This window comes from Kitasatospora sp. NBC_00240, assembly GCF_026342405.1.
Lineage (GTDB): Bacteria > Actinomycetota > Actinomycetes > Streptomycetales > Streptomycetaceae > Kitasatospora.
This window is the reverse complement of sequence record NZ_JAPEMU010000001.1, coordinates 6,296,647-6,321,507: the sequence shown is the minus strand read 5'-3', so window position 1 is coordinate 6,321,507 and position 24,861 is coordinate 6,296,647. Positions and strand designations below refer to the sequence as shown.

The window sequence follows — 24,861 nt, the reverse complement described above, 5'->3', positions numbered from 1 at the left end:
CTTCCGTTTGAAGCCTTCGTCCCGCGTGGGGTTCGGGCTGGTGCCCGGGCGGCGCTCCGTTTGCGCCATCACCCGGCATGCCCACAACCCTACGGTGCAATCCTCGGCCACCCGGGGAGGTGGACGCGAGTTGTTATGTGCCGCCCACCGCGGGCGGCATACGCGCGAGGGGCGGCTCCCCGGTGTGGGGAGCCGCCCCGAGCGGCGGTCTTAGCGGGCGCCGCCGGCGGCACCGCGACGGATGCCCAGACGGTCGACGAGCGTACGGAAGCGCTCGATGTCCTTCTTGGCCAGGTACTGCAGCAGGCGACGGCGCTGACCGACGAGGATCAGCAGGCCACGACGCGAGTGGTGGTCGTGCTTGTGCAGCTTGAGGTGCTCGGTCAGGTCCGAGATACGGCGCGAGAGCATGGCGACCTGGACCTCGGGGGAGCCGGTGTCGCCCTCCTTCTGGCCGAACTCGGCGAAGATCTGCTTCTTGACAGCGGCGTCGAGAGCCACAGCAACTCCTTCAAGGTGATCCGAGCGATCCTGGTCTACGGCACAGGATCTGGAAAGGACTCGGTGTCGTACTTCGGGCGCCGCCGCGGTCCGCCCGGCCTCGGGCCGGGGCGCACGGCTGCGCTCAATGGCCAAGCGTACCAGTGCCCGCCACCGGTCCCCGGACGGGGTCGGCGGCGGGCACCGGACGGGCCTGCGGGGCGGCGGCGGTCAGCCGGTGGCGCCGCGCACCAGGTTGTAGATGTCGAGCACGGCCAGCGTCAGCGGGACGAGCGCCATCAGGGTCAGGCTGTCGACCAGGTCGAGGATGCGGCCCCAGAACGGCGAGACCCCCAGCCGCGGGACGACCAGCGCGATCGCGGTCAGCACGGCCGCGCCGAACGCGATCGAGGCGCCCAGCCAGATGGTCCGCAGGTCCGCCGAGGTGCTGCCGGGGTGGACCTTCAGCAGGAACAGCGGGGTGTGCAGCGACAGGCCCAGGATCAGCAGCGACAGGCCCAGCAGGCCGGCGATGGTGAGGCTGAAGACCTGCGCGGTGTAGCGGAACAGCCGCGCCCGCAGCATGGTCGAGATGCCGATGGTCAGGGCGAGCAGCTGCGGGAAGAGCGCATCGGTGAAGCCCAGCACGGTGCAGGCACCGACGATCACCGCGGCGCAGCCGCCGACCAGGCCGACCAGCACCTCGTGGCCGCGGCGGGCCTGCTGCGCGATCCGCTCGTACTGGACGCTCTCGGCGCGCGAGCTCTCCTCGTCGTAGTCGCGGCTGCGGGTCCGGGCCTGGCCGGGGGCGCTGAAGCCGACGGGCAGCCGGGCGAAGCGGGCCGACAGGCCGGGCAGGAAGCCGATCACCGCGACCGCGGCGACGCCGGTGACGGCCGCGATGTGGCTGGCCGGGGTGTCCGGCAGCAGCACGGCGGCGAAGGTGGCGAAGGTGCCGGCGGCCGCCAGGAAGGCGGAGGCGACGAAGATCGAGTCCTTCTCCGGCAGCAGGCCGACCAGCAGGACGGACACCACCAGCACGGCCACGCAGCCGGTCAGGAACTGCAGCCGGCCCGGTCCGTCGCCGAGGGTGGCGACGGCGATGATGCCGCTGCCGCCGATCAGGGCGTGCGGCAGCGCGCCGAGGCCGAGCGCCAGGGCCGCGTCGTGGTCCTGGTAGACCCGGGCGCGGACGGCGGCGAAGGAGGTCAGCACCACGGCGGTCACGCCGGAGAGGATCCCGGCCAGGCCGTGCATGTCGTGCCGCAGGTCGGAGAACCAGAGCGCGAAGCCGAGCAGGGCGAGCAGCACGCCGGCGCCGATCAGGCCGAAGGCCCGCATCAGCTCGGGGCTCCAGAACCGGCGGTCGGCCTCGACGGCGGTGGCGATCGCGTCGGCCACGTCGTCGTAGACGGCCGGCGGCAGCGACTCGGCGAACGGACGCAGGCTCAGCAGGTCGCCGTCGCGGACCTGCTGGGCGGCCAGCGGCAGGCCGCTGTCGAGCACGGTGCCGTCGCGGCGTACCAGGTGGAACCCGGTCGGGGCGCCGTCCGGCTGGGTCTGCCCGGACAGCCTCAGCACCTCGGGATAGACGTCCGCGAGCGGGACGTCCTCCGGCAGTGCGACGTCGATCCGGCTGTCCGGTGCCACAACGGTGACCCGGCAGAACCCGGTCGTTGCGTTGGCGCTCACCAGCGCTCCCCCTCGTTGACTGTGCCTCGTTGACTGCCGCCCGTGCGGGCTTCGGTCAGCTTCCCGTGTCGCGCCGGCCTCGGACCGGCGGAACTGACACGATCCGGCCGAGAGTTGGCGCGGCGTTACCCTACCGCCCGCCCCGCGCCCGTCGTCCGGGGGCCCTGCCCGCTCCGGGCGGCCCGCTCCGGCGGGCCCCGGGCGCCGGGCGGCCGTGGCGGGCCGCCGCCGTTGCGGGGGACGGGCGTTCACGCCGAACCGGCGCGGTTCGTCCCACCGGGGCACACGAATCCTTCGCGGTTCGCGCGCATGCCGCGGCCGCTCCGGCGCCCGGGGCCCGCCCGGCGGCGGGGTGTCCGTGGGCGACCAGTAGGATCGGCCCCTGCGCAAGGCGACGGGGGTGGGAAGCGCCCCTCCGTGCTGCCTGCGGTCGGCGGAGCGGGGGCGGCGTCATCACACGGGGCGTCCTCACCCGTACGTATCCATTTGCGTGAGGGCTGATGCTGTTGTGAGCGTTGTGACCGTCAAACGTCCGGCGAGGGCGTATCCGCCCGCGGTGCCGGACGCGCCGGTGGAGCTGGTTACTCCGCCCGAGCTGCCCAGGATGGGCGGCGAGGACTGGATGATGAACATGCTGCCGCTGCTCGGCATGGGCGGTTCGGCGGCCTTCTTCTTCTCGCCCGGCGCACAGGGCCCGATGAAGATCATGGGCGGGCTGATGATCGCCTCGACCGTCGGAATGGCGGTCGCGCAGATCATCCGCTCCCGCAAGGGCGGCAACTCCGGCACCGCGGACGAGCGCCGGGACTACCTGAAGTACCTGCAGCAGATGCGCCGTCAGGTCCGCCGGACGGCCGACCGGCAGCGCGGCGCGCAGCTGTTCCTGCACCCGGAGCCCGACCAGCTGTGGTCGATCGTGGCCGAGGGCCGGCGGCTGTGGGAGCGCCGGCCGAGCGATCCCGACTTCGCGCAGATCCGGCTGGGCCGCGGGCCGCAGCAGCTGTCGACGCCGCTGGTCGCGCCGCAGACCGCTCCGATGGAGGAGCTGGAGCCGCTCGCGGCCGCCGCGATGCACACCTTCCTGAAGTCCCACGGGACCCTGCAGGACCTGCCGTTGGCCGTCTCGCTGCGGGCGTTCTACCACATCACGGTGTGCGGCGACCCGGACACCGTGTACGGCAACGTCCGGGCGATGATCGCCCAGCTGACCACCCTGCATTCGCCGGAGGACCTGATGGTGGCGGTCGCCGCCGCCCCGGGCGCGGTCGACGAGTGGGAGTGGACCAAGTGGCTGCCGCACACCCAGCACCGCAAGGAGAACGACGGGGCCGGCTCGCGCCGCCTGATCGCCGGCGGTCTCGGCGAGCTGGAGCAGCTGCTGGAGAACGAACTGTCGGGCCGCCAGCGGTTCACCCGGGACGCCGCCCCCAGCCCGGACCAGCCGCACATCATCGTGGTCATGGACGGTGCCGCCGTGCCGCACGACTCGCTGCTGGCGAGCGCCGAGGGCGTGCACGGCGTCACCATCATCGAGGTCGTCCCCGGTGACCTGGACGAGCCCACCGGCCACCTGGTCGTCACCGTCACGCCGGACGAGCTGCTGCTGCAGTCCGCCTCCGGTGCCTCGTACACCGGCCAGCCGGACGTGCTCTCCTCCTGGCAGTCCGAGGCACTGGCCCGCCAGCTGGCGCCGTACCGGATCTCGGCCGGCGGCGACGACGAGCCGCTGCTGTCCAACCTGGACTTCACCGACCTGATGGGCTCCGGCGACCCGGGCTCCTTCGACGTGTCCCGCACCTGGCGTCCGCGCCCCAGCCACGAGCGGCTGCGGGTGCCGATCGGCGTCGGCGCCAACGGCGAGCTGGTCCACCTGGACATCAAGGAGGCCGCGCTGGAGGGCATGGGCCCGCACGGCCTGTGCGTCGGCGCGACCGGTTCCGGCAAGTCCGAGCTGCTGCGCACCCTGGTGCTGGCGCTGGCGATGACGCACTCCTCGGAGATCCTCAACTTCGTCCTCGCCGACTTCAAGGGTGGTGCGACCTTCGCCGGCATGGCGGACATGCCGCACACCTCGGCCGTGATCACCAACCTGGAGGGCGAGCTCACCCTCGTCGACCGTATGCGTGACGCGATCGAGGGCGAGATGAACCGCCGGCAGGAGCTGCTGCGGTCGGCCGGCAACTACGCCAACCTCAACGAGTACGAGCGGGCCCGGGCCGCCGGCGCCGCGCTCGACCCGCTGCCCTCGCTCGTCCTGATCATCGACGAGTTCTCCGAACTCCTCACCGCCAAGCCGGACTTCATCGAGATGTTCATCCAGATCGGCCGAATCGGCCGATCCCTGGGTGTGCACCTGCTGCTCGCCTCGCAGCGTCTGGAGGAGGGCAAGCTCCGCGGTCTGGACACCTACCTCTCGTACCGGATCGGTCTGCGGACCTTCTCGGCCGCCGAGTCGCGCGCCGCGATCGGCGTCCCCGACGCGTACCACCTGCCGCCGGTGCCCGGTGTCGGCTACCTGAAGTTCGGCACCGACGTGATGGACCGGTTCAAGGCCGCGTACGTCTCCGGCCCGTACCGCGCCCCCGGGCAGCAGCGGGTCAGCGGCCGGGTGGTCACCGCGCGGCCGGTGCTGTTCACCGCCGCCGAGGTGCCGGTGGTCGAGCCGGTCGTGCAGGAGATCGAGCCGGAGGTCGAGGAGATCGACGACGCTCTGGTCGACACCGTGCTCGACGTGTTCGTGCAGCGGATGCAGGGCCAGGGCCCGGCCGCGCACCAGGTGTGGCTGCCGCCGCTGGACGAGTCGCCCAGCACGGACCAGCTCGTCCCGCCGCTCCAGGCGACGCCCGAACGCGGCCTCACCTCGCCCGAGTTCGGCGCGCTGGGCCGCCTGGTGGTGCCGGTCGGCATCGTCGACAAGCCGCGCGACCAGCGCCGCGACGTGCTCTACCAGGACTACTCCGGCGCGGCCGGTCACGGTCTGATCGTCGGCGGTCCGCTGTCCGGCAAGTCCACCCTGGTCCGCACCATGGTGGCCGGCTTCGCCGTCACCCACACACCGGTCGAGACGCAGTTCTACCTGCTGGACTTCGGCGGCGGCGGCTTCCAGGGCCTGCAGGACCTGCCGCACGTCGGCGGGGTCGCCGGCCGGCTGGACGCCGAGAAGGTCCGGCGCATGGTCAGCGAGGTGCACGGGGTCCTCAACCGGCGCGAGGAGCTGTTCCGCGCGACCGGTATCGACTCGATCGGCACCTACCGCACCCGGCGGGCGGCCGGCCAGCTGCCGGACGAGCAGTTCGGCGACGTCTTCCTGGTCATCGACGGCTGGCTCACCTTCAAGCAGGAGTTCGAGCTGCTGGAGCCGATCGTCGGCGACATCGCGCAGCGCGGTCTCGGCTACGGCGTCCACCTGGTGGTCACCGCCGCCCGCTACGCCGAGGTCCGCCCGGCCCTGAAGGACCTGCTGCAGAACCGCACCGAGCTCCGCCTCGGTGACGCGATGGAGTCCGAGGTGGACCGCAAGGTCGCCCAGAACGTCCCCGCCGGTCAGCCCGGTCGCGGTATCACCGCGGGCAAGCTGCACTTCCTGGCCGGCCTGCCGCGACTGGACGGCTCGTCCTCCGCGGCGGACCTGCTGGACGGTGTGAACGGCCTGGTGCGGGCCGTCGCCGCCGCCTGGACCGGCCCACGCGCGCCGCAGGTCCGGATGCTGCCGACGGTGCTGGACGGGAACGCGCTGCCCAAGGGCTTCGAGCACCCGGAGCGCGGCGTCGCCTTCGGCGTCGACGAGCTGGAACTCGCTCCGGCCTTCGTCAACTTCGAGACCGACCCGCTGTTCATGGTGTTCGGCGACACCGAGTCGGGCAAGTCCGCGCTGCTGCGGATGCTGATCAAGCAGATCACCGAGCGGTACACCTCGGACCAGGCCGGCATCGTGGTCGGCGACTTCCGCCGCGCGCTGCTGGGCACCGTCCCGCCGGAGTACCTGGTGGAGTACGCGGCGGCGGCGCCCGCGATGACCAGCATCGTCGAGATGCTGCGCGGCGCCTGCTCGCGGCGCCTGCCCGGCCCGGACGTGACCGCCGAGCAGCTGCGCAACCGCAGCTGGTACAGCGGCAAGGACATGTTCGTGATCGTGGACGACTACGAGCTGGTGGCGACCCAGTCGGGCAACCCGATGGCGCCGCTGGCCGAGTTCCTGCCGTTCGCCCGGGACATCGGCCTGCGCGTGATCATCGCCCGCAGCGCGGGTGGCGCCAGCCGCTCGATGTACGAGCCGGTGATGCAGCGGATGAAGGAGCTGGGCGGCCAGGGCATCATCCTGTCCGGCAACAAGGACGAGGGCGCGCTGCTCGGCACCGTCAAGCCGCAGCAGCTGCCGCCGGGCCGCGGCATGTTCGTCTCGCGCCGGATCGCCAGCGGGCAGATGGTCCAGACGGGGTGGCTGCCGTCGGTGTGATCCATCGGTTCGGGCCCACCGTTCGGTGACCCGTAGTGACCACCAGGGCCGGACTCCTCGGGGAGTCCGGCCCTGCGGTGTCCACGGGCCGAAACGTTATGGAGTTTCTTCCGGGCCCGCGCTGCGGTTCCCGCACTCCTGCGGGCCCGGCCCGGGGCCCCGAAGCCTGCCTGGGTGTCCAACCTTCAACAGGCCAAGCAGCCTTCGATCCGAGTGAGTAGCGCTCCGTTCACCTTTGATTCATCTCGGATTCGAGGAAACTGATAAGTCGGACATAGTTGACAATTACGGAAGGTGATCATGAGATCAGGGGTTTGAGCGGCTTTTGGCAACGGATTCCGAAGCTGATCGGCCGTTGACGCAATCAATACGCACAAGGTTCCATTGCGCCTCGGGAGCGACAGGACCAACACCCCACGAGACCCAGTCAGCGGAGGCGATACCGCTCCCCTCCCCAGGACCGCACAGAGCCGATCGGAAGCCCCATGACCGACACGCTTCGCCCGCCACTCCCCGTAGCACCCGACACGGCCTCCGACGACGCCGCCGGTGCCCCGAGGAAGCTCAGCCGCTCGATCGGCGTGGTGGGCGGCACTCTGCTGACGCTCTCCTGCGTCACGCCGGCCTCCTCGCTCTTCGTCCTGGTGCCGGACCTCTTCAACGGCCTCGGCACGGCCACCGCGCTGACCATCGCGATCGTCGCGGTCATCTGCGTGGCGGTCGCCTTCTGCTACTCCGAGCTGGGCACGCTCGTCCCCAGCGCCGGCGGCGAGTACGCCATCGTCGGCACCCTGGCGGGCCGCTTCGCCGGCTGGCTGGTGTTCATCCAGTCGCTCATCGTGGTGATGGTCGTCCCCTCGATCATCGCGCTCGGAACGGCCGACTACCTGGCGCCGATCGTCCACGTCGACCCGGCGCTGGCCGGCGTCGGCGTGATGCTCGCCGCGACCGTGGCCGGCCTGCTGGACCTCCGGGCCAACGCCTGGATCACCGGTATCTTCCTGGTGCTGGAGGTCATCGCGGCCGCCGTGGTGGCGTTCCTCGGCTTCAGCAACAGCCAGCGCGGCGTGGGCAGCCTCTTCCACGGTGTGGTGGCGACCGACGGTGGCGGCAGCAGCACCGTCGGCCTGACCGCCATCCTCACCGCGATGGGCATCGGCCTCTTCGTCACCCAGGGCTTCAGCACCGCGATCTACCTCTCCGAGGAGCTGGAGAACCCGCGCCGCAACGTCGCCCGCACCGTGTTCTGGACACTCGGCATCTCGGTCGCGGTGATCCTCGTCCCGGTCGTCGCCCTCACCCTCGGCGCCCCCGACCTCGCCACCCTGACCGGCGGCGACGTCTCCGGCATGGTCGCGGGCTGGAGCAACTCCGCGGTCGGCACCTTCATCAGCCTCTGCATCGCGCTGGCCATCATCAACGCCGGCATCGTGATGGTGATCCAGAACTCCCGGGTGCTGTTCGCCTCGGCCCGCGACAAGGCCTGGCCCGAGCCGGTCAACCGGGCCTTCTCCACCCTGAACCGCTTCAACGCCCCCTGGATCGCCACCCTGGCGGTCGGCCTGCCCGGCGCGGCCCTGTGCTTCGTGACCAGCGGCCTGCTCAGCGAGATCACCGGCGTCGCCGTCACCGCGATGTACCTGCTGGTCGCCGTCGGCGCCCTGCTCTCGCGCGGCGCCAAGCACAAGGACGTCCCCGCCTGGCGCCAGCCGCTGTGGCCGGTGCTCCCCGTGCTGCTGATCGTCTTCCTGGCCTACGTGCTGTACCTGCAGTCCGTACCCGCGCTGGTCTGGACCGGCGGCATCACCGCCGTCGCCACCCTCTACTGGCTGTTCTACCTGCGCCCCCGGCAGGACACCCGCTGGGTGATCACCCTGCCCGAGGACGAGCAGGTCTGACCCTCGCGGCCCCCGTACGTCGGTGCCCCGGACTTCCGCCGAGTCCGGGGCACCGACACGTCCGGCCCCGGTGCGCGATGCACCGGGGCCGGACGGCCGTCACGGGTCACGCGGCCGGGCCACCCCCGGGCCGGCCACGACGGGGACGGCTACTTCTTGACCACCCACAGCGGGCTGGTGGCGATCGCCTCCAGCTGGGCCTCGGTCAGCACCGGCGCGCTGCGGACCGAGGGCTGCTGAGGGCCACCGCTCGTGTACGCGCCGATCACCACCCGCATGCCGTCGGGGCGCAGGCTGTTGACCGTCCACACGGCGGCCTTGTCGGCCCCCTTCGCCAGGACGACCTTGGTGCCGTCCGGTAGTGTCGTCGCCTTGGCGAAGACCTGCTCGACCACGTCGCCGTTCTTCGCCGTCCCCTGCTGGTGCTCCTTGAGCTCCCGGCTCCAGTCCTGGACGTTGAGCTCCACCATGCTCTTGCCCTTGCCGTCGTTCAGCACGAAGTTGGCGTAGCCCGGCTGGCCACCGGTCTCGGACTCGGTGAGCCCGGCGGGCAACAGCCCGGCGGTGATCGCCAGGATCTCCTCGGCGGAGTACTCCTTGCCGGTGTTCCTCGGCTGCGGCTTGGGCGTCGGCAGGGCCTCCACCACCCTGTCCCAGGACTTGTCCGTGACCAGCGCGCCGAGCTGCTCCGGGGTCAGCGGCGGGGTCGGGCGGGTGACCGGCGAATCCTTCTCCTGCGCCGCGTTCCACTCCTGCAGCTGGACCAGCCGGCCGTCCTTGCCGGCCAGCGTGGCGGACCAGGCCAAGGTGTCGACCCGGCGGTCCGGGTACTCGTACCCCTGCAGCACCATCAGCGTGGAGCCGTCCGCACGCTGCGTGCTGCTGCAGACGGCACCGGTCGGCCGGAACTTCGGGTCCGGGCAGGTGACCTGGTCCAGAAGCGACTCGTCACCCGGCGCCAGCCGCCGGACGCCGATCTCGATCGCGGCACTGCCGTGGCCGTCGTCGAAGATCACGCTCGCGGAAGGCGCGGCGGGCGGCCGGTTCCCGGTGCCCCCGCTGTCTTGGCCGGCGGCCACCCGCACCGAGCCCGGCGGCAGCAGGGCCTTCAGCAGGTCGATCATCTGCCTGCCGGTCACCGCGGACGTTCCGGCGGCGGCCGCGGAGACGGTCGCGTCCGGCGAGGCGGCACCGGACGACGCGGCCCCGGAGGCGTCCGCCGCCGCCACGGTCACCGCCCGCCCGCCGTCGCCGCGCGGGCCGCCGGCCCCGGCCAGGTACACCCCGCCGGTGGCGATGATCGCCAGCGCCGTGGCGCCGCCGGCGATCGCGGCCGCCGAGCGGCGGCGCCAGCGGCGGCGCCCGCGTTGCAGGCCCCCCGCCAGCAGCGGGGTCCGGTCGGCCTCGAAGGCGTCACCCGTGCGGGAGATGGCAAAGACTAGGTCGTCCTCGAACTTGTCGTCTGCGGACATGCTTGATCACCGTTTCCGTGGTCGCAGAAGGTGGGGTCGTCGAGCGGGCGGCCGGCGGGCGGCCTGGTCAGCGGGCGGCCAGCTCCGCGAGCGAATCGCCGAGCAGCGTCCGCAGCCGGGCCAGTGCCCGGCTGCTACGGGTGCGGACCGCTCCGGCGCTGGAGCGCATCACCTCGGCCGTCTCCTCGACGCTGCGGTCCTCCCAGTAGCGGAGCACCAGCACCGCCCGGTCCCGGGCCGGCATCCGGCCCAGCGCGTCGAGCAGGGTCAGGCGCAGGGTGCTGTCGGACTCGTGGCCCGCGGGCTCGGGAACGTCCCCGGTGGGGCGCTCGGTGCTGGAGCGGCGGCGCTGCTGGGCGAGGAAGGTGCGCACCATGACCGTGTGCGCGTACGCCCCCGGGTTCTCGATCCCGGCGGACCGGCCGGACCGCCAGGCGGACCGGCGCCAGAGGACGTACATCCGGCCCAGGGTCTCCTGGACGAGATCCTCGGCGAGGTGGGTGTCACCGCTGGTGAGCAGACAGGCCGATCGGTAGAGGTGCCCCGCCCGGCCGGAGACGAGCTCCAGGAACTCCCCGTCCTTGGTGTCCCTCGCTGTACTGGCCCGGCCCATCCGCCAACCCCCGTTGCCGCCCGCTCGTTCTCCCTGACTACTGGTTAGATGCGGTGGGCGGGCCCGGACGTTACACCGGCCGGCCCTTCGGAGCCCGACACGTCGGGCCCGGCGGATCAGGCCCGCGCGCGCCTGCGGTGGTCCCGCACCACGACCGCGCCGCCCCCGAGCAGGGCGACCAGCAGGGCGCCGATGCCCAGGACGTAGGTGGCGGTCCGGGCGTCCCGGTCCGCCTGGGTCTCGGCGAGGCCGACCGGCATCGGGACGACTCCCCCGGCCGACAGCGCGCGGGGCTTGTCGGGCACCGCCGCGTCGGCGGCCGGCGCGGTGCTCGTGACCGCCTTCACCGGGTCGACCACGCCCCAGCCGATGAACCGGTTCTGCGCGTGCTCGGTGCGCTGGGCGGTCTGCTCGATCCGGGCCCGGACCTGCGCGGGCGTCCAGTCGGGGTGCGCGCCCACCAGCAGGGCCGCCACGCCCGCCACGTAGGGGGCGGCGAAGCTGGTGCCGTTGTCCACGCACTGGCCCTGCTTGGGGACGGTGGAGAGCATGTCGACGCCCGGGGCCGCGACGTCCACGAAATCCCCGTACTGGGAGAAGGACGCGCGCTCGTTGTTGCGGTCGGAGGCGCCGACCGCCAGCACGGTCGGGTAGGCCGCCGGGTAGGTCGGGCCCTCGCGGCCGTCGTTGCCGGAGGAGGCCACCACCACGACCTTCTTGGACTCCGCGTACTCGACGGCGGCCTTCAGCGCGTCGTAGCCCGGGAACCGGCCGCTGTCGTCGCTGCTGCGGACGTCCTGGGAGATGTTGATGACGCGGGCGTTCTGGTCGACCGCCGACCGGATCGATTCGACCAGGGTGCCGACGTCGCCGTTGCCCTCGTTGTCGTTCTGCCGGAAGGACAGGATGTTGGCACCCTTGGCGAGCCCGACGAATCCGGTGGCGTCCCGCTTGGCGGCGGCGATGATGCCGGCCACCTTGGTGCCGTGCCCGACCAGGTCGGTCTTGCCGTCGCCGGGCACCGGGTTCTTGTCCTTGTCCCTCAGCGGCGAACCGCCGCTGGTGACCTTGCCCGCCAGCTGCGGGTTGACGTCGTCCACCCCGGTGTCGATCACGGCGACGAGCACCCCGGCGCCGGTCACCTTGTCGTCCTGCCAGAGCTGGTCGAGCAGCACCCGCTGCAGGGACCACGGGGTGACCGGGACGTCCTTCGCGGGGCTGGGGCAGTCACCGGCGGCGGAGATCCCGATGGGCGACCAGGTCGTGCCCGGGTCACCCGGCGCGGCGTACGCGGGGGTCGCGGCGAGACTGCCGGCCACCACGAGCGAAGCCGCCAACGCGGCTGCCTTCCGGTACGTACCCACCGACACCGTGCCACCCCTCATATGTCCACCCGTGGTCGTGATCGGGAGCGGTCCGGCCGGGCCGGACGGCGCGGCTCCCGTGCGCGCGAGGGGCGGGCGCCCTCTCGGACGCCCGCCCCGTACAGCGGAGTTGAGCTCACCCCTCACGGAGTGAGTCTGATCAGCTCCAGATCTGCTGGTTCTTCTTCTCGGTGTCCTGGTAGCTGGACGCCGCCTGGTCGAGAGAGGAGCCGATCTGGCTGAGGACCTGCTGCAGGTCGGCGGCCTTGTCGTCCCACTTCTTCTGGTGGGCCTGGTAGCCCTGCTGGGCCGCGCCCTCCCAGGAAGCGGCGATCTTGGTGACACCGGCCTTCAGCTCGTCGAGCTGGGACTGGATACGGGCCGCGGTGGCCCGGACCTCGGCGCCGGCGCCCGAGATGGTGGCGAAATTGACGAGAATCTGCCCGGACATGCTGTCTCCCTGTCGAGATCGATTTCGGTCCCCGTGAGGACCGAGGAACGAGTGACGCGGTTGCCTCGCGGCGACCGGATCAGATCTGGCCGGCGACCTGGCCGAGCGCGGACTGCTGCGCGGCCTCGGTGGCGGCGTAGGCCTTGGTGGTGAGCTCGATCGCGTTCTGGATCGCGCGCAGCGCCTCGTTCAGCCCCTTCGCGTCCTCGTTGAAGCGGTTCTGAAGGTTCTGGTAGGCCGTCGCGGCCTGGCCCTGCCAGCCCGAGGCGATCTGCGACACGATGCCGTCGAGCTTCTTCAGCTCGCCCTGCACCTGGTCGCTGACCTCGCCCATGTGCTTGGCGAAAGCATCCATCTCTTCAGCGGTCGTCCTGAACTGACCAGCCATGATCTACCGTCCCCCATGAGACAGACATTGTGTCCGGGTGTCCTGACAAGGCCCACCCGCAGGCACCACCCGTGCGGTGCCTCCCAGCACTTTAGTAGGCGTCAGCGCGAGGCCCAACACCGGGATCCCGGAAGTTACCAGACCATGACAGTGGTGCCAGGCCTGTTACCTGAGCGAATGTCAGGAATCCTGCTCCTGGGACGCCGCCTCCTCGCTGAGCGCGGGGCCGCTGGGCACCAGGTCGGACCACTCCCGCGGCACCAGCGCGGGCTGGAGCTCGTTGTAGCCCAGCCTGGCCTGCGCGTTGCCGGCCTCCGGCTGGCCCTGCTGCGCGGGCTGCTGGTCGGCGGCCGCCGGCGGGGACGACTGCCCCGGCTGCGGGGTGGCCGCCTTCTTGCGGCCGCCGTCACCGTTGGCCTGCACCGCGTAGCGCAGCCCGGTCTCGGTGATCAGGTAGCTGCTGCCGGAGCCGCCCGCCTCGTTGTCCAGCGCCCGGTAGAACAGGCCGAACCCGGCCGTCACCCGGGCCGAGGCGGTGATGCCCGTGTACTTCCCGGGGTACTCCGTGCCGACCCAGACACTGCGCCTGGGCGTCTTGCCGTCCTCCGCGACACCCTCGAAGGTGCTGCAGACGACCTCCTTGCGGTCCTTGGCGGCGGTCCAGTTGTTCACCGGCTCGCCGGCCTTGGCCGGCCAGTCGTCGGGCAGCTTCAGCTTGTTGTCCGTCAACAGGCCCTGGCCGAAGTTCGACTGCTCCTCCGGGGTCAGCTCGTCGATCCTCGGGTGGGTGTCCTTGTCCTGGTTGTACAGGTACTGCAGGGCCGGGTTGCGCAGCAGCAGCATGCTCTGGAACTGCGTGATCGGGAACAGCTCGCTCTCGCCGACGACGTAGTACTTCTCGCCGTACTTGACCAGCCGGCCGATCTTCCGGTCCTCGACGTTGTGCAGCGCGACCTTGGAATTGGCCGTCTTCACCGCCGGGTTCATCCCGGGCACCTGCGGGAAGCTGATCGCCACCCCGCGCTGCAGCGTGGCCAGCCAGTCCTTCTTCACCCGCTGCGGGACGGCGCTCTCCCCGAAGATCGCGGTGACCAGCGCCTTCTTCTCCTGGTCGGAGGTCTGGGTGCCGCCGATCGCGTGCTTGCGACCCTGCGAGTCGACCAGGTAGAGCTCCAGCTCGCTCTGGGTGGTCGGGGCGCCCTGCTGGCCGTTGACCTGCGCCTCGTCCACCTCCTGGACGAGCAGCGACTGGTCGGTGTCCAGAACCTTGTTCTTGGCCTCCAGGTCCTTGGCGTCCGCGCCGCCCGCGACGAACACGGCCTGGTTGACCGTCTCGCGCTTGTCGTCGGGGCCGGGCTTGTTGCACACCGACCACTTCATCGGCTGGCCGGCCACCGCCTTGGTCGGCAGCTTGTCCGGCGCGTACGGGATGCCGATGGTCGCACCGTGGTTGGGGTAGGCGTCGAGCACCTTGTCCGCGACCACCACCACCTTGGCGTCCGCCGGCACCACCAGCCGGGCCGAGGACATGTTCAGCACCTGGTGCAGCCGCTTGGTCTTCTTGTCGTCGTCGAGCAGCACCACGTACCGGGTGTACGACGTCTTGCCCTGGATGATGTTCTTGGTGCTGTCCCAGTTCAGCGGCGCACTGGGCTTGAAGGCCCCCCAGAGGCCGAAACCGCCCACGATCAGCGTCCCGACGATGACGCTGGGCAGGACCGCCTTGACCGGCCGCGGGGCGTCCTCGTCGTTGCCGCCGCCACCCGGCAGCAGGAAGGCCCCGACCGTGCGCTTGCGGGCGAAGGTGTAGGCGTTCAGCTCGTCCCGGCGTGATGCCATTGCTCGTCGTCTCCCCTGTATGACCGACATCTGCTGTGTGACCTGCAGTCATGGCGCGGTGTCCGGCGGCCGGACCGTCCGCGAGTCTGCCACCCGCCGGGCGAGGGCCACAGCAAACCCTCTACGATGCGGCAGCAGACGGTGAGTACGGTACGGGTACGGTTCGCGAACCAGCCAACCGGGCCGCGATATCTGATCAGAGAGGGTCATTCGGGGGATGCCAAGCCAGACCGCTCCAGGGCGACGCAGTACATCGCAGAGCCGGGACGGGAGCCGCGCGAGCCGGCGCGGCCGCCCCGCGCAGGCCGCGCCGGGCACCCCGGCCTCGGCGGTTCCGGTCCGAGTCCACCCGCGGCCCGGACTGCTCGGCAGCCGACTGAGGCTGCAGCAACTCGTGCTGATCGAGGTCGCGGTGGCGCTGGTCGCCGTCGGCTGGACGATCGGCAAGGCCGCCGCCGGCGCGTTCGCGGTGGTCTCCGCCGCGCTCGTGGTGGTCGCCCTGACCCCGCTGCGCGGGCGCACCATCCCGGAGGCACTGCGGGTCCGTTCCGCGCTGAAGGCCCGTCGGAAGAAGGCCGCGGAGAACATCCCGCCGGCCGGCACCGACCCGGCGCTGGCGCCGGCCCTGGAACTCGAACCGGCCCTGCGCACCTGCACCCACGCCACCGAGGCCGACTTCGGCGGCCGGCCCGTACGCCGGGAGACCGGCATGGTGGGCGACGGCACCTTCCTCAGCTCGATCCTGCTCGTCCAGGCGAAGGACCAGCCGCTGCGCCCGGTGCGCACCGCGCTCCCGCTGCCGCTGGACGTCATCTGCTCGGCCCTCCAGGTGGACGACATCGCCCTGGAGTCGGTGCAGCTGGTCCAGCACACCCAGCCCGCGCCGGCCCCGCACCTGCCCGACCAGTCGCTCGCCGCCCGCGCCTACCAGCAGCTGCCGGACGGCATCGCCACCCCCGGCCTGCGGCTCACCTGGGTCGCCCTCAAGCTCAACCCGGAGCAGGCCTCCACGGCCGTCCTCGCCCGCGGCGGCGGCGAGGAGGGCGCCCGCAAGGCCCTGCAGCGCGTCACCGACCAGCTGGCCGGGCGGCTCAACGGCGCCGGCTTCACCGCGACCGCACTGGACGAGCGCGAGCTGATCGCCGCGCTGGCCATCTCCACCTGCGCCAACCCGATCGCCGTGGCGGGCCGTCAGGGCACCGGCGGCGGCGGCGCGAACGCCCGACGCACCCAGGAGAGCGCCAAGTTCTGGCGGATCGACGACCGCTGGCACAGCACCTACTGGATCTCGAAGTGGCCGCAGCTCAGCCGCCCGGGCGGGGCGCCCGGCCGGATCGCGGCCCCCGACCTGGTCAACCTGGTCACCGGGACGCCCGCGCTGGCCAGCACCTTCAGCCTGACGGCCGGCCGCGGCACCGGCGGCTCGGTGGCGATCAGCGGGCACGTCCGGGTGACCGGGCGCAGCGAGAGCGAGGTCGCCCAGGTCGGGCGGCTGGTGGAGGCCCGCGCCCAGAGCGCCGGCCTCGGCCTGAACCGGCTCGACCTGGAGCAGGCCCCCGGCCTGCTCGCCACGCTGCCCCTGGGAGGGACTTCCTGATGGCGTACCAGACCTACCCCACCGCTCCCGCCCCGGCGCCGGGCACCGAGCAGACCCGGGCCCGGCCCCGGATCCTGCCCGGCTTCGGCCTGCGCGGGCCCAAGCGGGAGAAGCACGTCCTCAACCCCGAGGACCTCGGCGCGATGGCCTTCCCGGTCGGCGACGACGGCGTGGTGATCGGCGTGGACCCGCAGCAGCAGCCCGCCGTACTCGGCCTGTTCCGGCCCACCGCCTACGACCTGGTGCTGGTCGGCGGGGTCTGGACGGCCCAGATCATCGCGCTGCGGGCGGCCGCCACCGGCGCCCGGATCGCCGTCGAGACCGCCCGACCGCAGCTGTGGGCCCCGATGGCGCAGGCCGCGGGCGGCGGCCAGCCGTGCGTGACCGTGCACCAGGTGGGCCGGCTCGGGCCGCAGGGCGCCTCGGTGGCCTCGCCGGTCCTGGTGGTCCGGGACCTCGGCGCCCGTCCGCCGCGCAGCCGGCTGTCGGCCGCGCCCTGGCAGACCACCCTGACCCTGCTGCCGTACCTCGGGCCGAACGCCGCCCGGGTGCTGAACGCCGCCGACCTGGTCGGCCTGCAGCGGATCTCCCCCCAGGAGGCCGAGCTGGTCGGCCGGGTGCTGTCGCTCGGTGACCAGGACGTGGCCTCGCTGCCCACGCTGGGCGAGGACATCACGCTCTGGGCGACCCGGATGCGGCGTCAGTACGTCCGGACCGTCGCCGGCCAGGCCGAGACCCAGGTGCTGGGCGCCCCGCGCCGGATGGACTGACCGGGGCGGGGAGGGCGACGCGGGCCGGAGCCCCGGGAGTCACCCGGTGGAGGGCGTTCCCCGGACAAGATGAGACACCGCCTTCAGCGCGGGCCGATTCACGTCCTAATCTTGATGCGCAACGGCACCGCGAACAGCGGCGGCGAACACGAGGGAGCCCAAGTGAGCAGCGATCGGGACGGCGTCTACGTCGGCGACAACGCGGCGGAGGACGACGACGACTGGTCCGACGCGCCCGACTACACTCCCCCGTCCTGGTACACCCAGAGCGAGCCGGCCGGGCCGGTGGGCGCCCAGGCTCCCGAGGCGCCGGCCGTTCCCGCCCAGGGCGCACCGGTCCAGGGCGCACCGGCCCAGGCCGCACCGGCCCAGGCCGCACCGGCCCAGGCCGGACCGGCCCCGGTCGCCGCGGTGCCGGTCGAGGTCGCCGCGCCCGCTCCGGTGCCGGCCCCGGTCGCTCCCGCGCCGGCCGCTCCCGTGGCGCCGGTGGTCGAAGCCGCGCCGGCGCCCGGCCCCGCTCCGGTGCCCGAGCCCGTCGTGACGGCGCCCGCGCCCGTACCGGCCCCCGTCCCCGTACAGCCGCAGGCCGCCGAGCAGCCGCCGGTCGCCGCGGTGCCGCCCGCGCCCGCCCCGGCGGAGGCCGCCGTCCAGGCCGCGCCGCCGGTGCCGGAGCAGCAGGTCGCCGCCCCTGCCCCCGCGCCGGAGCAGCAGCCGCCGTGGGCGGTGGGGCCCGAGGCCCAGCAGTACCAGGCCGCGCCGGCCCAGCAGCAGGCCCCGCAGCCGTACCCGCCGCAGGCGCAGCAGCAGCCGTACCCCCAGCAGGTCCAGCAGCAAGCCCCGCCGCAGCAGCAGCAGTACCCGCCGCAGGCCCAGCAGCCCTACCCGCCGCAGGCACCGCAGCAGCCGTACCCCCAGCAGGCCCCCCAGCAGGCCCAGCCGCCGCAGCAGCAGTACCCCGGCCAGGACCAGCAGGCCGCGCAGTGGGCCCAGCAGCAGGCGCAGCAGCAGGGCGGCTACGGCTACCCGCCGCAGGCGCCGCAGCAGCCGTACCCCCCGCAGGCCCCCCAGCAGGCCCAGCCGCCGCAGCAGCAGACCCCGCAGCAGCAGCCCGCGCCCGGCCCGCCGGTCGACCCGCGCCAGGGCGGCTGGCCGCAGCCGAACGCCTACCAGCCGCCGCAGCAGCCCCAGCAGGGCGGTCAGCCCGGCTGGCCGCAGCAGGGCGGTGTCCCGCAGGCGCCGGCCGCTTTCCAGCAGGCCGGACCCCCGCAGCAGACCGCGCACGGCGCGCCGCTCGGCTACACCGCCGCCGTCGAGCTGTCCTCGGACCGCCTGCTGCGCAGCCAGCCGAAGCAGCAGCGCCAGCAGTCGCGCTTCCAGTTCGGCGGCAAGGCGGCGGCGGCCGACCGGGCCCGCAAGCTGGAGGTCATCCGCACCCCGGTGATGAGCTGCTACCGGATCGCGGTGATCAGCCTCAAGGGCGGCGTCGGCAAGACCACGACCACCACCTCGCTCGGGGCCACCCTGGCCAGCGAGCGCCAGGACAAGGTGATCGCGATCGACGCCAACCCGGACGCCGGCACCCTCGGGCGCCGGGTCAAGCGGCAGACCGGTGCGACCATCCGCGACCTGGTGACGGCCATCCCGCACCTGCGCAGCTACATGGACATCCGCCAGTTCACCTCGCAGGACCTGCACTCGGGCCTGGAGATCCTGGCGAACGACGTCGACCCGGCCGTCTCGACCACGTTCAACGACTCGGACTACCGCCAGGTCATCGACGTGCTGGGCCGGCAGTACCCGATCATCCTGACCGACTCGGGCACCGGGCTGCTCTACAGCGCGATGCGCGGGGTGCTGGACCTCGCCGACCAGCTGATCATCGTCTCCACGCCCAGCGTGGACGGCGCCAGCAGCGCCTCCACCACGCTGGACTGGCTCTCCGCGCACGGGTACGCGGACCTGGTCCAGCGCTCCATCACGGTGGTCTCCGGGGTGCGCGAGACCAGCAAGATGATCAAGGTCGAGGACATCGTCGCGCACTTCCAGACCCGCTGCCGCGGTGTCGTGGTGGTGCCCTTCGACGAGAGTCTGGCCGCCGGCGCCGAGGTCAACCTCGACATGATGCGCCCCAAGGTCCGGGAGGCCTACTTCGAGCTGGCCACCCTGGTCGGCGAGGACATCATCCGGGCCCAGCAGGCCGCCGGTCAGCAGGCGGGCGGCTGGCAGCAGGCCGCCGCACAGCCGTACCCGGGACAGCCGTACCCGCAGCAGCAGGCCCAGCCCGGCGAGTGGGCCCAGCAGCAGTACCCGCCCGCCGGCGGGCCCGAGGGCGGCCAGGGCGGCCACCCGCAGCACCAGCCCGGCCAGCCCGCACCCGGCGCCCCCTGGGCCCCGCAGCCGGGACAGGCCCCGCCGCCGCCCCCCGGGTACGGCTACCCGCCGCAGCAGGCCGCCCCGGGCGGGCAGCAGCAGCAGCTGCCGCAGGAGTGGGCCCAGCAGCAGCAACAGCCCCCGCAGGGCGGCTACGGCTACCCGCCGCAGGGCCAGCCGCCGCAGCAGGGGTAGCGGCGCCCTCGCACCCGCCGCACCAACGCGAAGACCCGCCGGCCTCGGGCCGGCGGGTCTTTCACGTCCGCCGCCGCACAGGCGGCGGCGGACCGTCAGTCGGCCGTCAGCCGACCGCCGGGCCGGCCCCGGTGAGGACCCGGGCCCGCTCGACGTCGTCGGCCATCCGCACCAGCAGCGCGTCGATCGAGTCGAACTTCTCCATGCCGCGCAGGTACGCCAGGAAGTCGACGGCGACGTGCATCCCGTACAGGTCCAGGCCGACCCGGTCGATGGCGTACGCCTCCACCGTGCGGGTGGTGCCGTCGAAGGTCGGGTTGGTGCCGACCGAGATGGCGGCCGGCATCCGCTCGCCAGGACCGCCGCCGGGCAGCAACGGGCCGTCGGTCGGGGCGGTCAGCCAGCCCGCGTAGACGCCGTCGGCCGGGATCGCGCTGTGCGGCACGGTCTCCACGTTGGCGGTCGGGTAGCCCAGCTCGCGGCCGCGCTGCGCGCCGCGCACCACCACGCCCTCGACCCGGTGCGGCCGGCCGAGCACCTCGTTGGCCCCTGCCAGGTCCCCGGTGGCGACCAGCCGCCGGGTGAGGGTCGAGGAGAACGGCTCGCCGCCGCCGGCCTCGCCGCACACCTGGAGGTCCACCACCTCGACGTCGAAGTCCGCGCCCCGGCCGAGCTTGGCGAGCAGTTCGACGTTGCCCGCGGCCTTGTGCCCGAACCGGAAGTTGGGGCCCTCGATGACCGTCCGCGCGTGCAGCGCGTCCACCAGCACCTGCTGGACGAAGGTCTCCGGGGACTCCTGCGACAGCTCGAAGGTGAACGGCAGCACCAGCACCGCGTCCACCCCCAGCTCGGCGATCAGCTCCGCGCGGCGCGGCTGCGGGGCGAGCAGCGGCGGGTGGCTGCCGGGCCGGACGACCTCGCTGGGGTGCGGGTCGAAGGTCACCACGACCGCCTTGGCGCCCAGCTCACGGGCCCGCTCCACCGCCCGGTTGATGATCAGTTGATGCCCGCGGTGCACTCCGTCGAACGAGCCGATGGTGACGACGCTGCGTCCCCAGTCGCCGGGGATCTCCTCCAGGCCACGCCAGCGCTGCACCCTGACCGCTCCTTGTTCCGTACGACGCGTACCTTCTGTACGCTCAAACGCTCACATCCGAACCCCTATAGCGTGCCATGCGCCCGCCCCTGCTCCGGCACCGGAAGGCCGGTTCGCCGCCGCGGCGGCCGCACGCCGGCCGGCTGCCCGGCCGGTCCCGTCTCCCGCTCCGCCTCGGCGGCGGCGTACTGCGGGTCCCGCCCGGCCGCCACCAGGGCCCGCATCCGGGCCAGCCGCGGCCCGTCCGGCAGCGGTGGTGCGTGTTCGTCCGGCCACCGCGCGAGCAGCAGGGCGAAGGCCGCCGAGCGCCCGGCGCACCGCACCAGCACCTCGTCCGCCTCCAGCAGCGCGGCGCAGGCACCGGCGACCACCTCACGGGCCCGGCCCTCGTCGTGGCCGGCGCAGTGCTCGGCCAACCGCTCCAGCGCCGCGGTCAGCACCACCGGGTCGCTCTCGGCGGCCAGCAGGGCGGCCAGCAGCTCCGCCCGCGCGGGCCCGCCTGCGGCGGCCAGCACCTCGGCGAACACCCGCCGCACGGCCGGTCGGGCCGTCAGCACGCCGTCCAGCAGGGCCCGGAGGTCCGCGGGCGCCCCCGGCAGGCCGGGGAGCCCGCGCAGCCGGCCCTCCAGATACTCGCCGGCGACCAGGCCGGCCCGCTCCGGACGCTCCCTCAGCAGCGCCCCGGCCAGCTCGGCGCCGCGCCGGAGCACCTCCGGCGCGGCCGCCCCCGCCAGCACCCGCAGCCCCTCGGCCACCGCGGCGCCCGGCCGCGGGAGCCGCTCGGCGAAGGCGGCCAGCACCTCGCCCGGGTGGCTCTCCAGCGCCGGCCCCAGCACGTCCGCAGTGACGAAGGGATCGCCGCCGACGTACCCGGCCAAGGCCTGCGACAGGTAGGCGGCGCGGGTCGCCGGCGCGCGGACCAGCAGCGCCAGCGCGGCCCCGTGCAGCGTCGGTTCGTCCTCCCGGGCCAGCAGCGCCAGCGCGGTGTGGCGCAGCAGTTCGGCGCCGGCGCCCCGGGCGTGCGGGGCGGCCCGCAGGGCGTGCACGGCGGCCGCCACATGGCGTTCCGGGCGGGGATCGTGGCTCCAGCGGTCGACGGCCCGGCAGAGGGCGGAGGGCTCGTCCGCGGCGAGCACCAGCAGCAGGGCGTCGGCCCTGGGGTGGGCGACGTCCACGAGACGGTCCGTCAGGTCGTCCAGCGCGAGGCTGCGGTGGGTGTGCAGCAGGTCGTGGGCGAGGTCCGCGACGGTGCTCCCCGGCCGGGCCGGCAGGCCCCCGAGGTCGTCGAACCAGGCGCAGACCAGCGGGATCACCCCGGCCGGGTCGGCGCGCAGCCGCCGGGCGGCGGCCGCCAGGAAGCGCTGCCCGGGACCGTCGGCGCGCACCAGGCGGCGCAGCAGGTCCAGTTCGGTGCCGGGCGGCAGTCCGAGGCCGAGCCAGAAGTCCGGCCCGAACCGGCCGTACCCGGTGGCCGCCAGGTCCGGCACGCCGTCCGCGCAGGCCCGTTCGGCGATCCGGTCGGCCAGCCCGGCCAGCAGGGGGCCGTGGGCGGCGGGCTCCGGGCCGGCCAGAGCGGCGGCCAGCAGCCGCCCGGCCCACCAGGAGGCCTCGCCGCCGGGCGGCCCGAGCTCCAGCGCCCGGCAGAGCCGGTGGAGCCACGGGTCCAGCGCGGACGCTCCCCGGTCCTCGCCGAGGGTGCGCAGGGCGGCCGCCACCGGCCCGGCCCGGTGCCGGGCGACCAGCACCGGGCCCGGGCCTTCCGGCGGCCCCTCCACCGGCCCCTCGGCCCGTCCGTCGGCCCATCTGTCCGCCCGTTCGTCGGCCCGTCCGGGTGCGTCCGTCGGGCCCGAGCGGCCGGACGCCTCGGGCGGTCCCTCCGCCGGCCCGCGGTCGCCCGGACGGTACGCCGTGGGGCCCTGGTCCGCGGCGCCCGGGTCGGCCGCTGCTCGATGCTCCGCCCACCGGTCCGCCCGCTGTTCGGTCCGCTGCTCCGCCGGGCCGCCCCCGGGCCGGGGGCCACCCGGCCCGAACACCTCCCGGGCGGGCCCGCGCCCGTCCCGCCCGAAGGCGCCCAGGTCCTCGGTGCCGAACTCCCCGGCGCCCCGGTTCCCGGCGCCCCCGTCCCCGGCACCCAGGTCCCCGCTGCACCGGCCCTCGGCGCCCAGGTCCCCGAAGGCGCCCGGCTCGTCCCGTCCGAAGGCGCCAGGCCCGCCCATGGCGCCCGGCGGCGGCCCGGCCGGCTCGGCCAGCAGCAGCCGCAGGGCCGCGTCCAGGTCCAGGTGCAGCCCCTGCAGCCAGTCCGAGAACTCCTCATGGGCCGGCCGGTAGCCCTGGCCGGCCGGCACGAACAGCCGCTCGGCCAGCACCGCCGCCGCCCACCCGCCGGCCACCGGGAACAGCTCCTCGAACGCCTCCCGGTCGAGCCCGCCGTGCCCCGGGCCGAGCATCCGCCGGGCGGCCTCGTGCACCCGCCCCGCCACCGCCGAGGCGAGCCTGCGCAGTCGCCCGGTCTCCTCGCCGGCCGGCGGCGGCCCGCCCCGGCGGTGCGCGCCGCCCGGCCGGCGGGGCGCCGAGGCGTCCGCGATCCGGCGGGCCACGGCCAGGCAGCGCAGGTCGAGAAACCCGGCGAACAGGTCGCCGCGCGTGCCGGCCTCCCCCGCCAGGCCGGCCGCCCGGAGCTCCCCCGCCAGCCGCAGCGCCAGCGGGTGCCGGGCGTCGACGCCGGCCCGCCCGGCGGGCAGGCCGTAGCGGCGGCGGGCCCGGTCGGCCGCCTCGGCTGGCAGCGCGCCGAGGCGGTGCACCCGGGGCGGGTCGGCCGGCTCGCCGGCCCGGGCACCCGAAGAGGCCCGGGTGCCCGGAGCGGCCGGGTCGGCCGCCCCGGCGAGGACCTGCTCGGCGACGGGCGCCAGCTGCTCCCAGGCGTCCGCGCCGCAGGCCGTGAGCAGCCGGGCCCCGCAGGCCTCCAGCCAGTCGGTGGCGGCCCGCAGCCAGGCCGCGTCGAGCGGTACGGGGGCCTCCTCGGGGCCGTCCAGCACCACCAGCAGCGGCCGATGCGCCGCCGAACAGAGCCGGGCCACCTCGTCGGGGTCGGGGCCGTGCTCGACGCCGGGCAGTTCGGCGGCCAGCAGCCGGGTGGCGTGCTCCAGGGCCCGACCGACGGGTTCGGCGAGGGTGCGGTCGGCGGGCCGCAGATCGGCCCCGCGCAGCCAGAGCGTGGGCAGCGGGCGGGCCCCGCCGGCCCGCCGGAGGGCCAGCGCGGCAAGTTCGGTGGTGCGTCCGCTGCCCGGCACGCCGACCAGGACGGTGACGGTGGCCTGCGGTTCCTCCCCGACCAGCCCGTCCGGCCGGTCCACCCGGTCGGCGGCGAGGTCGGCGACCGCGCCCGGGCCGGCGCTCGCCACGGCCAGCTGGACGGCGGTCAGTCGGAGCACCCCGCCGAGGTTGAGCGCCCGCCCGAAGCCGGGCACCCCGGCCGCGTTCCGGGCGAGCAGTCCGGCCAGCTCGGGGTCGCTCGCGTCCGGTACGACGGCGAGGGCCGTGGCGGGGTGCTCCTCGGGCGGGTACGGGCCGCGCAGCCCGGGGGCGAGGACGCCGAGGACGGCGCCGCTCCCCGCGTCGAGCACGGGCGCGCCGGCCGTCGGTGGGCCGTCCGGCTGCGGCAGATCCAGTAGCAGGGCTCCCCCGATCACCTGGAACCCCCCGCTCCAGGCGTACATCGCGGCGGTGGTGCCCAGCACCCCGCCGGGGAGCGGTGCGGGCCTCTGCTGCCCGACGGGGAGGGACAGCACCGTGACCGGGCGGCCGGTCGGCGCGGGCGCGGGGCCGGGCCCGCCGGGCAGGCCCGGTACGGCGCCGGGCCGCCCGGCCTCGGGGGCGGCGATCGGGAGCGCGGGCAGCGGCAGCCCGCCGACGGCGGCGGTGCTCAGCAGCGCGAGCCCGGAGCCGGGCAGCGGCAGGACGCTGTCCGCACCGAGCACCCGGGTCTGGCCGCCGGGGAGGTGCAGGACCACCCGGTCGAGGCCGGCCACCACCTCGTGCGCGGTGAGGACGGTGCCCTGCGGGTCGGCGACGAAGCCGAGGCCGCGCAGGCCGCCGTTCAGGTCGTGGATCCGCAGCAGGGCCCGCCCCGGCTCCGCGGCCGCTCCGCCGCCCCGGCCACCCGTCATTCGCGCCGCCCTTC

Annotated in this window: 15 protein-coding genes; 5 read left to right on the top strand and 10 right to left on the bottom strand. The window is 74.2% G+C overall.

All coding sequences use genetic code 11. From position 1 onward, the window contains the following. Positions 1 to 210: 210 nt before the first annotated feature. Together rpsO and eccD are read right to left on the bottom strand one after the other, a co-directional pair. Entirely contained in the window at positions 211 to 501 is a 291-nt protein-coding gene (gene rpsO, locus OG689_RS26915) for a 30S ribosomal protein S15 (RefSeq protein ID WP_073926540.1), read from the bottom strand. Positions 502 to 711: 210 nt separating this feature from the next. Next, positions 712 to 2,172 carry a type VII secretion integral membrane protein EccD gene (eccD, locus tag OG689_RS26910; protein WP_266323442.1) on the bottom strand — a complete coding sequence of 487 codons (1,461 nt, stop codon included), beginning with the start codon at positions 2,170 to 2,172 and terminating at the stop codon, positions 712 to 714. Between the two features lie 508 nt (positions 2,173 to 2,680). Here eccD and eccCa point away from each other — a divergent pair. Continuing rightward, complete coding sequence (eccCa, locus tag OG689_RS26905; protein WP_266323441.1) at positions 2,681 to 6,628, top strand: type VII secretion protein EccCa; 3,948 nt, start codon at positions 2,681 to 2,683, stop codon at positions 6,626 to 6,628. Positions 6,629 to 7,113: 485 nt separating this feature from the next. Then, complete coding sequence (locus OG689_RS26900) at positions 7,114 to 8,526, top strand: APC family permease (protein ID WP_266323440.1); 1,413 nt, start codon at positions 7,114 to 7,116, stop codon at positions 8,524 to 8,526. Positions 8,527 to 8,675: 149 nt separating this feature from the next. Here OG689_RS26900 and OG689_RS26895 read toward each other — a convergent pair whose 3' ends face one another. The 6 genes from OG689_RS26895 to OG689_RS26870 form a co-directional block, all read right to left on the bottom strand. Further along, a complete protein-coding gene (locus OG689_RS26895) occupies positions 8,676 to 9,998 on the bottom strand; it encodes a hypothetical protein (RefSeq protein WP_266323439.1) in 1,323 nt (440 codons plus the stop codon). Positions 9,999 to 10,065: 67 nt separating this feature from the next. Next, positions 10,066 to 10,611: a SigE family RNA polymerase sigma factor gene (locus OG689_RS26890; protein ID WP_266323438.1), complete on the bottom strand. Its 546-nt coding sequence runs from the start codon at positions 10,609 to 10,611 to the stop codon at positions 10,066 to 10,068. Between the two features lie 116 nt (positions 10,612 to 10,727). Beyond that, positions 10,728 to 11,948 (bottom strand): type VII secretion-associated serine protease mycosin, encoded by a 1,221-nt coding sequence (mycP, locus tag OG689_RS26885; RefSeq protein ID WP_266323437.1) that lies wholly within the window; start codon positions 11,946 to 11,948, stop codon positions 10,728 to 10,730. A 187-nt stretch (positions 11,949 to 12,135) separates the two neighbouring features. After that, positions 12,136 to 12,426 (bottom strand): WXG100 family type VII secretion target, encoded by a 291-nt coding sequence (locus tag OG689_RS26880; protein ID WP_266323436.1) that lies wholly within the window; start codon positions 12,424 to 12,426, stop codon positions 12,136 to 12,138. A 79-nt stretch (positions 12,427 to 12,505) separates the two neighbouring features. Beyond that, positions 12,506 to 12,814, bottom strand: a complete 309-nt coding sequence (locus tag OG689_RS26875; RefSeq protein WP_190213632.1) for a WXG100 family type VII secretion target — start codon at positions 12,812 to 12,814, stop codon at positions 12,506 to 12,508. Positions 12,815 to 12,994: 180 nt separating this feature from the next. Beyond that, positions 12,995 to 14,653 (bottom strand): type VII secretion protein EccB, encoded by a 1,659-nt coding sequence (locus OG689_RS26870; protein WP_266323435.1) that lies wholly within the window; start codon positions 14,651 to 14,653, stop codon positions 12,995 to 12,997. Between the two features lie 217 nt (positions 14,654 to 14,870). On the opposite strand from OG689_RS26870, the gene eccE reads away from it, so the two are divergent. From eccE to OG689_RS26855, 3 genes are all read left to right on the top strand, one after another. Then, positions 14,871 to 16,250 carry a type VII secretion protein EccE gene (gene eccE / locus OG689_RS26865; RefSeq protein ID WP_266323434.1) on the top strand — a complete coding sequence of 460 codons (1,380 nt, stop codon included), beginning with the start codon at positions 14,871 to 14,873 and terminating at the stop codon, positions 16,248 to 16,250. Then, positions 16,250 to 17,020 (top strand): hypothetical protein, encoded by a 771-nt coding sequence (locus tag OG689_RS26860; protein WP_266323433.1) that lies wholly within the window; start codon positions 16,250 to 16,252, stop codon positions 17,018 to 17,020. The genes eccE and OG689_RS26860 overlap by 1 nt, the downstream gene beginning before the upstream one ends. A 162-nt stretch (positions 17,021 to 17,182) precedes the next feature. Next, positions 17,183 to 19,585, top strand: coding sequence for a MinD/ParA family protein (locus OG689_RS26855; RefSeq protein WP_266323432.1), 2,403 nt, complete (start codon positions 17,183 to 17,185; stop codon positions 19,583 to 19,585). A 106-nt stretch (positions 19,586 to 19,691) separates the two neighbouring features. On the opposite strand, the gene OG689_RS26850 is transcribed toward OG689_RS26855, so the two are convergent. Then, positions 19,692 to 20,681: a bifunctional riboflavin kinase/FAD synthetase gene (locus OG689_RS26850; RefSeq protein ID WP_266323431.1), complete on the bottom strand. Its 990-nt coding sequence runs from the start codon at positions 20,679 to 20,681 to the stop codon at positions 19,692 to 19,694. A 65-nt stretch (positions 20,682 to 20,746) separates the two neighbouring features. After that, positions 20,747 to 24,847: a S1C family serine protease gene (locus OG689_RS26845; protein ID WP_266323430.1), complete on the bottom strand. Its 4,101-nt coding sequence runs from the start codon at positions 24,845 to 24,847 to the stop codon at positions 20,747 to 20,749. Positions 24,848 to 24,861 lie beyond the last annotated feature (14 nt).